The 13,093-nt window shown below is 59.0% G+C and carries 13 protein-coding genes; 5 read left to right on the top strand and 8 right to left on the bottom strand.

All coding sequences use genetic code 11. The features are described 5' to 3' along the window. Nucleotides 1-266: 266 nt before the first annotated feature. Nucleotides 267-1,058: an IclR family transcriptional regulator gene (locus tag RGM3321_RS19590; protein ID WP_244394475.1), complete on the bottom strand. Its 792-nt coding sequence runs from the start codon at nt 1,056-1,058 to the stop codon at nt 267-269. Nucleotides 1,059-1,196: 138 nt separating this feature from the next. Here RGM3321_RS19590 and hmgA point away from each other — a divergent pair, with 138 nt between their 5' ends. Both hmgA and fahA read left to right on the top strand, forming a co-directional pair. Next, nucleotides 1,197-2,504: a homogentisate 1,2-dioxygenase gene (gene hmgA / locus RGM3321_RS19585; RefSeq protein ID WP_244394474.1), complete on the top strand. Its 1,308-nt coding sequence runs from the start codon at nt 1,197-1,199 to the stop codon at nt 2,502-2,504. Next, a complete protein-coding gene (gene fahA / locus RGM3321_RS19580) occupies nt 2,501-3,796 on the top strand; it encodes a fumarylacetoacetase (RefSeq protein WP_244394473.1) in 1,296 nt (431 codons plus the stop codon). Before hmgA ends, fahA begins: the two co-directional genes overlap by 4 nt. An 18-nt stretch (nt 3,797-3,814) precedes the next feature. Here the strand turns inward: fahA and RGM3321_RS19575 are convergent, their stop codons facing one another. After that, entirely contained in the window at nt 3,815-4,429 is a 615-nt protein-coding gene (locus RGM3321_RS19575; protein ID WP_005732625.1) for a TetR/AcrR family transcriptional regulator, read from the bottom strand. A gap of 194 nt (nt 4,430-4,623) precedes the next feature. Between RGM3321_RS19575 and RGM3321_RS19570 the strand changes: the two genes are divergently transcribed. From RGM3321_RS19570 to RGM3321_RS19560, 3 genes are all read left to right on the top strand, one after another. Then, the gene (locus RGM3321_RS19570; protein ID WP_244394472.1) at nt 4,624-5,727 is read left to right on the top strand and encodes an MBL fold metallo-hydrolase; all 1,104 of its coding nucleotides are present in this window, start codon (nt 4,624-4,626) and stop codon (nt 5,725-5,727) included. Between the two features lie 141 nt (nt 5,728-5,868). Continuing rightward, nucleotides 5,869-6,783, top strand: a complete 915-nt coding sequence (locus RGM3321_RS19565) for an MFS transporter (RefSeq protein ID WP_244394571.1) — start codon at nt 5,869-5,871, stop codon at nt 6,781-6,783. A gap of 68 nt (nt 6,784-6,851) precedes the next feature. Further along, nucleotides 6,852-7,787: a LysR family transcriptional regulator gene (locus RGM3321_RS19560; protein ID WP_244394471.1), complete on the top strand. Its 936-nt coding sequence runs from the start codon at nt 6,852-6,854 to the stop codon at nt 7,785-7,787. A gap of 7 nt (nt 7,788-7,794) precedes the next feature. On the opposite strand, the gene RGM3321_RS19555 is transcribed toward RGM3321_RS19560, so the two are convergent. The 6 genes from RGM3321_RS19555 to RGM3321_RS19530 all read right to left on the bottom strand — a co-directional run bounded on the left by RGM3321_RS19555 (nt 7,795) and on the right by RGM3321_RS19530 (nt 12,999). Further along, the gene (locus RGM3321_RS19555) at nt 7,795-7,944 is read right to left on the bottom strand and encodes a hypothetical protein (protein ID WP_244394470.1); all 150 of its coding nucleotides are present in this window, start codon (nt 7,942-7,944) and stop codon (nt 7,795-7,797) included. 118 nt (nt 7,945-8,062) lie between these two features. After that, on the bottom strand, nt 8,063-8,740 hold the full coding sequence (locus RGM3321_RS19550; protein WP_244394469.1) for a type 1 glutamine amidotransferase domain-containing protein: 678 nt from the start codon (nt 8,738-8,740) through the stop codon (nt 8,063-8,065). Between the two features lie 159 nt (nt 8,741-8,899). Further along, entirely contained in the window at nt 8,900-10,117 is a 1,218-nt protein-coding gene (locus RGM3321_RS19545) for an aldose 1-epimerase family protein (protein WP_244394468.1), read from the bottom strand. A 310-nt stretch (nt 10,118-10,427) separates the two neighbouring features. Beyond that, complete coding sequence (locus RGM3321_RS19540; protein WP_244394467.1) at nt 10,428-10,772, bottom strand: hypothetical protein; 345 nt, start codon at nt 10,770-10,772, stop codon at nt 10,428-10,430. 83 nt (nt 10,773-10,855) lie between these two features. Next, nucleotides 10,856-11,773, bottom strand: a complete 918-nt coding sequence (locus RGM3321_RS19535) for a hypothetical protein (RefSeq protein WP_244394466.1) — start codon at nt 11,771-11,773, stop codon at nt 10,856-10,858. 65 nt (nt 11,774-11,838) lie between these two features. After that, nucleotides 11,839-12,999, bottom strand: coding sequence for a TDT family transporter (locus RGM3321_RS19530; RefSeq protein ID WP_244394465.1), 1,161 nt, complete (start codon nt 12,997-12,999; stop codon nt 11,839-11,841). Nucleotides 13,000-13,093: the final 94 nt, after the last annotated feature.

Genomic DNA, 13,093 nt, shown 5'->3' with positions numbered 1-13,093 from the left:
TGACCACCCTATGAGACGGCTTTTCTCTATTTCGACGAGGCTTGCACCTTCGGCGCTCAGCAAAGCCGCTTGACCAGGCTGATGGCCGGAACCAAAGGGCGTAATCGCGTCGAAGGTCGCTTGATTCACGGCTGGCAGGGAGCGAGCCGTTTTGCCAGGGTATCAACCGCTTCCACCCGATAGTCGAGCGTCATGGATCTGTACCTGCACATGGTTTGCTATGAATATATTTGAGAGACCCACGTGCGTCGCGGCAAACGCAAACGTCAGTCTGACGGACGGCTACCCCCCATGCGCTCGCTGATCGCCACCGCCGTTTGCAAAAGCCGTCTGGCGGCCAGATTCTGCGTCTCGTCGTTCAACACCGATCCCGGCCCAACCACGGTAATCACGCCCACCAGCTTGTCACCCATGGCGAACAGCGGCGAAGAGGCTGCGTTTATGCCCGGCATCAGCAAGCCCTGAATCTGGTGGACGCCCGTCGTACGGATCTGCTCGATATGCAGCTTGACGTCGCGCAACTGGTCGGCACTCAGCAAAGGCACTTCCTGCTCGCGAAGCGCAGCGGTTTTGTGCTCGTTCAGAAAGCTGTCGAACACCAAGCCGGTAGACGAGCCGAGCAACGGCAGCACCGAGCCGATTTGCGTCACCAGCGTCACTGCGCCCATCGACGGTTCGACATACACCACGGTCGGCCCTTTGTTGCCCCATACCGCCAGGAAGCAGGTCTGGTTCAGTTCATCACGCAGGCTGGCCAGCCACGGTGCCGATACTTTCAGTACATCCAGTTTGCCGAGTGAGGCCAGCCCGACCTGCAACGCTTCGCGCCCCAGTCCGTAGTGATTGTTGACAGCATCCTGTTCGGCAAAGCCACTGGCAATCAGCGCCTGTAGATAACGATGAACCTTGCTGGCTGGCATGCCCAGATGCTCGGCCAGTTTCGACAGGGAAGTGGAGGGCGACAGTTCGGCCAGCGCCTTGAGCACGCCCAGCCCCACTTCGGCGGCCTGAACCTTTTGCTGACGTCCGCCTGTCGGGCTTTCGATGTCCTGGGTCATGGGTGCTGTGCGCCGATCGGGAAAGGCAGCTTTATAGCTTGACCGGCTGGCAAACTCAAATTACGTTATGCGTAATCGTTTTACGTTAAATGATAATTCACCCGTCTCTGCCCGACCCCATAACAACAAGAGGTCCAGATGGCTATTAACTCTCGTTCCGACGCATTGGTCTATCAGTCGGGCTTTGGCAATCAGTTCAGCAGCGAGGTGCTGCCCGGAGCATTGCCGATTGGCCAGAACTCTCCGCAGAAGCATCCGCTGGGGCTGTATGCCGAGCAGTTCTCGGGCACTGCCTTCACGGTCGCGCGCAGCGAAGCCCGGCGTACCTGGCTTTATCGCATCAAGCCTTCGGCAGCCCATCCGCGTTACCAACGCATGAGTCGGCAGATCGCCGGTCAGGAGCAGGGCCCGATCAACCCCAACCGGCTGCGCTGGAATGCTTTCGATATCCCCGCCGAGCCTGTCGATTTCATTGACGGTCTGATCCCCTTGGCCAGTACCTCGGCGGCGGATCAGGCAGACGGTGTCAGCGTCTATGTATACGCAGCCAACACCTCGATGCAGCGCGCCTTTTTCAACGCCGATGGCGAATGGTTGATTGTGCCGCAACAGGGGCGACTCAGAATCATCACCGAATTAGGTCTGCTGGACATCGAGCCGCTGGAAATCGCCGTCCTGCCGCGAGGCATGAAGTTTCGTGTGCAACTGCTCGACAGCAGCGCCCGTGGTTACATCTGCGAGAACCACGGTTGCGCCTTGCGCCTTCCAGAGCTTGGCCCGATCGGCAGCAACGGGCTGGCCAATCCACGTGATTTTCTGACGCCGGTGGCCTGGTTCGAAGACAATCAGCAACCGATGGAGCTGGTGCAGAAGTTCCTCGGTGAACTGTGGTCGACACACCTGGAGCATTCGCCCTTTGATGTGGTGGGCTGGCACGGCAACAACGTTGCGTACAAGTATGATCTGCGGCGTTTCAACACCATCGGCACGGTCAGTTACGATCACCCGGACCCGTCGATTTTCACTGCGCTGACTTCACCGGGGGCCACCCACGGCCAGGCCAATATCGATTTCGTGATCTTCCCGCCGCGCTGGATGGTGGCGGAAAACACCTTTCGCCCGCCATGGTTCCACCGCAACCTGATGAACGAATTCATGGGCCTGATCGATGGGGCCTACGACGCCAAGGCTGAAGGCTTCATGCCCGGGGGCGTCTCGCTGCACAACTGCATGAGCGCGCATGGCCCGGATAATGTCACCGCAGAAAAGGCCATTACTGCCGAGCTGAAACCGCACAGGATCGAAAACACCATGGCCTTCATGTTCGAGACCGGCAAGGTATTGCGCCCCAGCCGCCACGCGCTTGGCTGCCCGCAACTGCAAGCCGATTACGATGCCTGCTGGAAGGGCATGGCCAGGACATTCAACAAGGAACCGCGCCAATGACTGGCTCTTTCAATCGTCGCAGCTGGGTGGCATCGGCCAACGAGCACGCTGATTTTCCGTTGCAGAACCTGCCGCTGGGCGTGTTCAGCCACGGCGCTACCGGACCGCGTGGTGGCGTGGCGATTGGCGATCTGATTGTCGATATGCGCGCAGCGACAGCCGCGGGGGTTTTTCACGGGCAGGCTGCCGAAGCTGCCGAAGTGGCCAGCCGCGATCAGCTCAACGATTTTTTTGCGCTGGGCGCGCCAGCCCGCCAGGCACTGCGCAGCGCATTGTTGCAACTGCTGGATGCGGACAACCCGCAACGTGACAGTGTGCAGGCCGTTGCAGGTTTGCTGCTGCCGATGAGCGAGTGCTGCCTGCACATGCCGGCGCGAGTGGGTGATTATTCTGACTTCTACGTCGGTATTCATCATGCACTGAACGTCGGCAAGCTGTTCCGTCCCGAGAACCCGCTGCTGCCCAACTACAAATATGTGCCGATTGGCTACCACGGCCGGGCATCGACCCTCTGCACATCCGGTACGCCGGTCCGGCGGCCCAATGGGCAGACCCTGGCGCCGGGTCAGGACGCTCCCGTTTTCGGTCCCTGCAAACGCCTGGATTACGAATTGGAGTTGGGTGTATGGATCGGGCCGGGGAATGCGCAGGGTGATGCCATCGCGATTGACCGGGCCGCCCAACACATCGCCGGGTTCTGTCTGCTCAACGACTGGTCGGCGCGTGACGTTCAAGCGTGGGAGTACCAGCCGCTGGGACCGTTTCTGTCCAAGAGCTTTGCTACGACGATTTCGCCCTGGGTGGTAAGCGCCGAAGCGTTGATACCCTTTCGCAGCCCCCAGCCAGCGCGTCCGGAGGGCGATCCTCAGCCGCTGCCGTACCTGCTTGATCAGAATGACCAGCAGGGTGGCGCGCTGGACATCGAGCTGGAAGTGCTGCTGCTGACCGCGCAGATGAAGGCCGAGGGGCTGGAGCCTTACCGGCTGGGTCTGAGCAATTCGCTGAACATGTACTGGACCGTGGCGCAGATGGTCGCGCACCACAGCGTCAACGGCTGCAAGCTGCAACCGGGCGATCTGCTTGGCACCGGTACGCTGTCCGGCCCTCAGGCAGGTCAGCACGGCAGCCTGCTGGAGATGACCGCAGGCGGCAAGCAGTCAGTGGCGTTGCCCAACGGTGAAAAGCGCATATTCCTGGAAGCCGGCGACGAAGTGATCCTGCGTGCCCGTTGTCATCGGGAAGGGCAGGTATCGATTGGCTTTGGCGAATGCCGGGGCGTCGTGCTCGACTGAACAAATGAATCAGAAGCGTCAGGGAGTCACTTCGTACCAGCCCAGAAACATGTTCAACGCCGACTCGACCACATCACTCTGCTCCTGAGGGTTGAGCAGTGCGGCATTGAAGGTTACCTGAGGCCAAAATGCGAACGACTTGAGCAGCGCGTGCATCTGCGTCGCCGCGAAACCGGGGTCGACCGGCTTCAGACGGCCGCCTTTCTGGGCTGCCCGGATCCACGCGCTGAAGGTTTCTTCGCGCTCATTGATACGGGCCATCCACACCTGAGCGCGCTCGGGCGAGTGAATGGTCGCGCCCACCACGACACGCGCCAGGTCGAGAAAATTACTGTTGGTGAGATTGCGCATCTTGCCCCACAGCAGGTCTCGAAGTTGCTCGCGCAGACTGACATTGGGGTGATAAATCACTTCCGATTGCGGCGGAGCACAGCTCCACAGACGCTGCAGCATCTCGGCGAACAGTTCTTCCTTGCTGGGGAAATGGTTGTAGACCGTGCGTTTGGACACCTCGGCCCGTGCAGCGATGCGGTCCATGCTGGTGACCTCGAAACCACGATCGCCAAATTCGGCAATAGCTGCCTGGACGATGGATTCGCGTTTCTGATCGGTGAGGCGCATGGGTGCGGTCATAGGTTCGCTTCAAACGGACGTTTAGAGAAAGTTACACTCAGCAGTTTACTTGTCGCCAAGGATCATGCAAGCTTAAAACTACACCGTGTAGTGTAAAACACTGTTACATATTTTTCATCGAGCATCCTGCAACGGGATCACGTACAAAGTATGCACGGCTGGAGCCTCAACCTGTCCCCAGGAGTCAGCAAACCATGGCCTCGACACATCTGAAAAAGGATGCTTCTTCACTGCCTGTTCTGTCCCGTCATGAGGGGCGATATCGGAACCACGCGACGATGAAACCGGCAAGTCTGCTGCGAACACTCGGCATTTTCTGGGATCAGGCATTCAATAAGCCCAAGGATACGCGCCCAGCAGGCGAAATCCCGGTACAGCCGCTGTCGCGTCAGCAGTTGCTGGCAGCGCCGGACAAAACGGTGTATCGCCTCGGGCATTCGACGGTCCTGCTCAAATTACGCGACCAGTTCTGGTTGACCGACCCCGTGTTTGCCGAGCGCGCGTCGCCGGTGCAGTGGGCGGGGCCGCAGCGCTTTCACCAGCCGCCGATCAGCCTGGAAGAGTTGCCGCCGATCAAGGCGGTGATCCTTTCGCACAACCACTACGACCATCTGGATTGTATGGCGATCAAGGCGCTGACCGACAAGACCGAGCATTTTCTGGCACCGCTTGGTGTGGGCGATACGCTGATTGAATGGGGCGTACCCGCGCACAAGGTCCGCCAACTGGACTGGTGGCAGTCCACCGAAGTGGCGGGCATCGAGTTTGTCGCTACGCCTTCGCAGCATTTTTCCGGGCGTACGCTGCTCGACAGCAACCGCACCCTGTGGGCGTCCTGGGTGATGATCGACGGCGATCAGCGGATCTTTTTCAGTGGCGACAGCGGCTACTTTGATGGCTTCAAGACCATCGGCGAGCAATACGGGCCGTTTGATCTGACTCTGATGGAAACCGGGGCCTATAACGTCGAATGGCCGCATGTGCACATGCAACCCGAGCAGACGCTGCAAGCACATCTGGACCTGCGTGGCCGCTGGTTGCTGCCGATTCACAACGGCACCTTCGACCTGTCGATGCATGCCTGGCATGAACCGTTCGATCGTATCCTGGCGCTGGCCTGGGAGCAGAATGTCTCGATCACCACGCCGATGATGGGCCAGCCGTTCTATGTGCAATACCCGTGTCGCGGTTTGACATGGTGGCTGGGCGTCGATGAAGTTGCCGAGCCCGAGCCCGAGCCCGAGCCCGAGCAGCACGGCCGCGTAGCGAACTGCAAATGCCCTCGGCAGAATGCCTGAAACTGCCCGCGTCATTGTGGAACTGATATTTAAATAGCGGCACCCAGATTTTGATTTGTCATATGAGAATGCGCCCGGCCTAATCCTGACCATCGAAAGTGATGGTGACGGTATGCAGTGCGTAGCTTGGCGGTTCGGAATATGGGGTTGATGGTCAGTATCGTACTGGTGGCGCTCAACCTGCGCCCATCGATGGCTGCGGTCGGTCCGTTGCTTGCGGCGATTCGTCTGGAGGTGCCGCTGGGCTTCGGGGTGGCGTCGTTACTGACCATGCTGCCGATTATGGCCATGGGGCTGGCGATGTTTTTCGGCATCGGCATCGCGCGTTACCTGGGGACGCATCGCAGCATCCTCCTGTCACTGTCGCTTATCGGCTTGGCAACCCTCGCTCGTCTGCTTCTCGATTCTGCTTCAAGCGCTGCCGGGCCCCGGCAGGCTTTTTTCCACATGCCTCGGGCCTGGATGCTGGGAGTTTTCTTTGGCCTCGGTACTGCGTCCTATACCTGCGTGCTGGCCTGGCTTGCGCCGTATTATCTGGAGAACGGCTGGAGCGAGCAGGATGCCGGGCTGTTGCTGGGCTTTCTGACCCTGATGGAGGTCGCATCGGGTCTGCTGGTTCCGGCGCTGGCCAACCGCAGTCGCGATAAGCGCGTGGCGCTGGCGGTGCTGCTGGTGTTGATGAAGATCGGTTTTACCGGGCTGATTCTGCTGCCGCAGCGGCTGGGCCTGCTGTGGACCTGCTTGCTGGGGTTGGGTATCGGCGGTTTGTTTCCGATGAGCCTGATTGTGGCGATGGACCATGCCGATGATCCTCGGCAGGCAGGCGGCCTGACCGCATTCGTGCAGGGCGTGGGTTACCTGATCGCCAGTCTGTCGCCGCTATTTGCCGGAGTAATCCGCGACTCGACGGGCAGCTTTGCAGGCGCATGGTGGTTACTGATGGCGTTGGTCGCGATCATGCTGTTGATGGTGGTGCGACTCGATCCCCGACGCTATGCTGAGCACCTGCGCAGCGCCGGCGTCAAACCGGTCATTATTGGCGAGGGGGCGGCATGATTGCATTTTGATGCTATCTTGTCCGCGTGGACCTGATCGTCCGGTCGCAGTGCCAGCGAGATGCCTCAATGCTCAACAGTAATGCCCTGAGAAAGCTGGACATGCAGGACCTGATGGTCTTTGTCTCGGTGTATGAACAGCGCAACCTGACCCTGGTCGCAGATGCGTTGCATGTCAGTCAGTCAACGGTCAGCTACTGCCTGAAAAAGCTGCGCGCCAACTTCGAAGACGATCTGTTTATCTGCACCCGCAATGGTATGCGTCCGACCCGCAAGGCATTGGCCATGCACGCCCATGTGCAGCAGATTCTCGAGTCGGTCAATTTGTGTCACGACGGCCTGAGCCTGTTTGATCCGACCCGCAGGCAAACCACCTTCACGGTATGTGCCCCCGAGTATTTCGAGCTGTTGGTATTGCCGCACTTGATGCGCGACTTTGTCGCCGCTGGCTTTTCGGTAACGGTCAATGTACAGAAACTTGAGAAGCAGTTGCCCGCCGAGCAATTGAACGACGGTCGTTTTGACCTCGCCCTGTGCTTCGGACCGGGCTTTCACCGAGTCCCGGACAGCCTGATTTCACAAGTGTTGCTTGAGGATGACCTTGTCTGCGTCATGGACGCCCGGTTCGCGCCGCTCAGTGCCCTGATGGACATTCAGACCTTCATCGGGCACCACCACGTGTACCCGACGCCGTGGACGTCCGGTACCAACATGGTCGATGGCTGGCTGCAACGGCAAGGGCTGGAGCGCAACATTGTTGCGCGCGCCAACAGTTACCGCGCCGCGCTGCAATTGCTCGAGGGCACTGATTTCATACTGGTTCTGCCCCGGCGCATTCAAACCCTGCTGGGTAACGAACCTTGGATTGCCGTGTTTGAGCTGCCGCCGGACCTGCCCGGTTTCAGTCTGGACATGCTGTGGAGTGCCCAGGCCGATCAGGACGAGGCCAGTGGCTGGCTGCGTGAACAAGTTGTGAAGGTCTGCGCCGAGCGCGGTCTGCTCTGACGCGTGGTCAGTTGCTGGACTTGTCTTGCTGCGGGTCTGGCGAAGTACCAGGCCGCGGTTGCTCGCCCTGTTGATTGAGCTGCTTGTTCTTCTCGCCCACTTTACCGGCGTTTTCCGGTTTGTGATCGAGGTCTTCGCGTTTGGATTCATCTGCCATGACCGTACTCCAGAGTGTCGGGTTATCTGTTGATTGGTCACTGACGGTTCTGCAAGATTCGATTTATACGACACGCGGTCCGGAGCAGTCTTTTTCGGCCCCGAACCGCAAAAACGTGTCAGCTCAGCAGGGTCAATACGTCTTTGGCAGCCTGTGCAGAGCTGGCCGGGTTTTGTCCGGTGACCAGCTTGCCGTCGGTCAGTACGTAGACGCTCCAGTCATCGCCCTTGGAGTAGTCACCACCCAGTTCCTTGAGCGTGTCTTCAACCAGGAAAGGCACGACATTGGTCAGGCCAACGGCCTCTTCTTCGCCATTGGTGAAGCCGGTGACGCGGCGACCCTTGACCAGCGGCTGACCGTCCGACGCTTTCACGCGGCGCAGCACGCCCGGCGCATGACACACCAGACCATGAGGCTTGTCTGCCTTGGCGAATGCTTCGATCAGGGCGATCGAGTGCTTGTCTTCGGCCAGATCCCACAGCGGACCGTGGCCGCCGGGGTAGAACACTGCATCGAAGTCGGCAGCGTTTATGCCCGACAGAAGACCAGTATTGGCCAGCACTTTCTGGGCATCGGTATCCTTGGCGAAACGCTCGGTTTCCGGGGTTTGTGCATCGGGCTCGTCGCTTTTCGGGTCAAGCGGTGGCTGACCGCCAGCAGGCGATACCAACGTGACCTCGGCACCGGCATCCTTGAACACATAGTAAGGCGCTGCAAACTCTTCGAGCCAGAAGCCGGTTTTCTTGCCGGTGTCGCCCAGTTGGTCATGGGATGTCAAAACCATCAGGATTTTCATATTCGTGCTCTTCATTGAAGGGTTGAGAGTGTGTAGACACACAAATGCCTGAAGGGTTGTCAGAATATTTTACGACCGTAACGTTTCAAGGCCGGACTTCAACGTTGTGGGTACGTCAAAGCCCGGCCTTGCTTCAGGCGCTGATCATTGCCCTGCAGTTCATTGCTCTTTGCTGAGGTCCACCAGCGGCTCTTTGCGCACCTCAGTCTCGCGACGGTCCTGAATGCTCTTGACCTGGCCAAGCGCCTTGTCGACCGCGCCCTTGTCAGCCAGCAGGCTGTAGATGATCTGGAACTGACGTTGCTCTTTGGGCGCAATGGTCGGTACCAGATTCAGTGGACGCTGGAAGCGGCGGTTGTAGGAGAAGCTGGTGCCCGGTTCCAGCCCGGTCACGTAACCCTGGCCTTTGGTGTCAGTGTTTTTCCACAGTGAGAACACCGGCAATTGCCTGGTATTGAAACCGACCGACACACCCAGGCTGCCTGCCTTGTTGTGCAGCACGGTCAGCGTATCGCCCTTGGCATCGCCATAAGGCACGACGTTGTAGACCGTTTCGTCATAATCCGGCGTCGGTGCACGGTAGGTCTGCCAGTCGCCCAGATCACCCTTGGCCTTCTCGTTGAACGGTGAAACCTGCTTGACCGGTGCTTCGAAGCGCGTCCCTTGCTCAAGGAACGGTGTGCTGAAGTTGCTGTGGTACAGCGCCTGGTATTCCTTCGGATAATCGCCATTGTTGGTCAGCGTATCGTTGAGCGAAAAGCTCGTGCTGCCTGGCTCGGTGACCAGTTCGGTCTGCACCGAAAAGTCGACTTTCTTGAACGCCTGTTCCTTCAGCTCACCCTTGAGGCGGATCGCATAAGGCGGCTTTTCGTCGATCTGCAGCGTCACTTTGCTGGCCGGAATGTTGGCCGCGCGGCCGTGCAGGGTCAGCAGTTCGCCGTTGTCCATGCCCGGGTGGCCCACCCACTCGTAGCCACAGCGGGTCACCAGTTCGTTGAAGCCCTCCAGCCAGCCCAGCCCGCCACGGCCATTGAGTTCGATGAAGGCCGGATTGACCACATCCTTGACCGGCGAATCCCAACCCATGCGTACATCACCCACCGATGCCTGTAGCACGTTCATGCCGCGGGTAGGCACCACCGAAAGCTTCATTGTGCCGTTATCGATATCGATGATGCTCACGCCTTCCTGACGACCGCCGTGCAGGGTTCGCATCGTGACAGTGAACGGCTTGTCGGTCTTGACGCCCAGTTGCTGACTGGTGATCTGCTGATTCTGCGCAGCCTTGTCGGTGTCGAGCAGCACGTAATCCCAGGCAAACACACTGGAAGCGGCTGTGAGGGCACCGAGGCCGACGAGCAGGGGAAGGGATTTCATGGTGGTGGTCCTTCTGTAATTATTGGAATTATGGTGCTGCCTATCGTTTGAGCAGCTATTTAACGCCTAGTTAATCGATTCAGCAATGGGCCGATTCCAGGCAAAGCGCTTTTCAATCACCATGGCACTGAAGACGCGGAGTGCGACGTTATCGAAGTAACTCGCCGAGGGACGAAAAGGTGACCTGAGCCGAGCTCTAACCCACCTGACAAAGAAAAACCGCCGTATAACGCATAGCGTCACGAACTGCATTCCCACGCTAAACGAGAGGTGCCTCGGCCAAACATAATCCGGCACGCTAAAGCACCGGTCATTGAAAGTCTGGTAACTGACCCCGAACCTGATCGAGCCCAGGCTGCTCGGCTGCCGCCTCACCCAACAACCGCTCGATCTGCGCATGCTCCCAGCCACTGAGCAAACTGACCGGGTCGGTGCGCAGCCAGCTTTCGAACGAGCCTTCCCGACCTTGCGGGCAGCAACACGCACGACAGCGAGTCGGACTGCCTTCAGTTATTTCCAGCGTCAGCAGCCAGCCGTCGATGTCGACCTGTTGCAGCCCGGAGCCGGAGGGTGTACCGACAAGCTTCAGCGACCGTGTACCCATCGCAGCATCCCGCAGTTGCTGATACACCTCACGAGTCGTCAGAGCTTTCACAGGCGTCACCCAATTCCATTTTGCTGAGTAAAGCACGATTCCTGAATCGTGCAGGATGAGATAACTGTCAGCTCAACGGTCTTTCAAGATGTCGACGCCGCGCCGAACAGGCTTTCGATCTCGGGCCGGGTCTGATTGATGGCGCCTATCTGACGGATCAGCTCCGCCTGTCTGCTGCCACGTATGCCTGCGGTGGTCATGACTGCATCGCGCACGTAGGTATAGACACCGCTGACGCCAAATGGCGTGATGTAACGCACGTGCTCGCTGATGCCTTGAGTGATGGCCTTGAAGTGCTCGCTGGCGTAATAGGTTCGACGGGCCCAGGCCGATTCGAACACCAGTTCCACCATGATGATGTTCAGGCGTGACGCCTCGACCTTGTGATCAACATCGGGAGCAGGCGGTGCCGGCTGGGCATTGTCGTAGGGCTGCGCGAGGTGCAGGCGCAGTTTGAGTACGGCATCGGCCGCGGCCATTTCACTGACGAGCTTTTCAATGGCCTTGCGGGCGGCGGGCAGGTTATCGCTGGCGAGATGGAAATGCAGGTGCATTTTGTCCAGCGTGGCTGTTTCGTTGGGGATCGGATCGGGCAGGCGATCCACCAGTGTGCTGGAGCCGTCCGGCACGTCGTAAGCAATGGTTTGCTCAAACATGTTCTGCTCGTCGGAGAACAGCAGAGCGCTGGCGTCCTTGAATTGTTGCTGACTTTCGGCGGATAGAAAGCCGATCTCCACACCACCATCCAGCACGTAGCCCGGCAGTGGCGTGACGCCTTCGATCAGCGGCCACAAATGACCATCCTTTTCACGCGTCAGGTGATGCTGCACATACCAGCCAAGGCCCTCGAGTCTCGCGCACAAAGGGCCGTGAACATCGCGCCAGTAGGTGGCAAACAGGTCATGGGGAACGCCGTTCCTGCGCAACACCGTGGTATACGAATTGATAACGATGTTTTCATCGCGAGCGCCGTAGTTACCGGAAAATTCTGAGGTATGCATGAGTGCTCTCTGTCCTGAAGATGTTTCTCTCAGGCGCTTCGTCCGCGAGGTAAGTTCAAGGCAAATTACCGGCGGACATATTGGCTCGAAGCAATGCACGGCGAGACGAACAGATGCCCCCGGTAGGCGCCTGCCAGAGTACGTGCCGATACCACCGACCACATCAGTGCCAGCAGCGCGACGAGCCCGGCACCAAACACGTCGAAAAAACGCAGGTGCAGGGTAGCGCCGAGTTTCAGTGTCGCCAGCGCATACACGCCGAGCGGGAAGGTAAATGCCCACCAGCCCAGATTGAATTCGATACCCTGCTTGAAGTAACGCGCGGTGATCAATACCGCCAGCGCCATCCACCACAGCCCCAGCCCCCAGAACAGCGTACCGACCATCACACCGATGCCAGCCACCACCGTGCCGAGCGACGCCAGGCCGTGGGCGGCAAAGATGGCCGGGGCCTCGTTGCCCATCACCAGCATGCCCAATGCGCCTGTGCCGATAGGGCCGAGTGCCAGCCAGCTCGACGCGGCCATGCTTTCATGAGGCAGTTTGTGCAATGCCAGACGCAATAGCAGAATCACCAGAATGCTCAATGCCACCGGTACCGAGTAGGCCCACAACACATAGCTGGTGATCAGCACGGTGAACTGCGAATCAGCGGCTGCGAGGTGCGGGGTCAGCAGTCCGCCGCAGGCTGCTGCAACTTCTGCTGCCACCACGGGCAACAGCCAGACAGCGGTCATCTTCTCGATACTGTGTTCCTGACGGGTAAACATCATGAACGGAATCAGCACGCCACACGCCAGGGCCATTGCTACATCCAGCCACCACAATGCTTCGGCCAGCGGCACGATGGCAGTGCCCCAGCGCGCCGGGCCATACACCAACAGGCCGCTGATTACAGTTGCCAGTCCCATGGGAATGGTGCCGAAGAACATCGACACGGTGGAATGCCCGAACACCTGACGCGCCTCGTTGAAAAACAGCAGCCAGCGGCTGGCGTACATGACGCTGAAGAGGATGAACAGACCGATGTTCAGGAACCATAACGCTTCACCCAGCGTGCGCAATGCAGCAAGGTCTCCCGGCAGTTGCGCCAGCGCCAGTGACAAAATTCCGGTGCCCATGGTCACTGCGAACCAGTTGGGGGTGAATTGTCGAACGGCCTCCAGCGGGCTCGTCAGCGCTGCGAGAGGCGCGTTGCCCTTGTTGATAATGGTGAACCTGCTCATGGCCGTGTCCTGCTGCTGAATGGGGAACAGGTTTTCAGTCTACGCAGTCACGGAAAATCTTTTAAACGGGTAATCTATCTTCTTGTTACCTGAT

The sequence above is a fragment of the Pseudomonas sp. RGM 3321 genome (assembly GCF_022836805.1).
GTDB lineage: Bacteria > Pseudomonadota > Gammaproteobacteria > Pseudomonadales > Pseudomonadaceae > Aquipseudomonas.
Note: the sequence above shows the minus strand (reverse complement) of the source record. Positions and strands in the feature narration are given on the sequence as shown.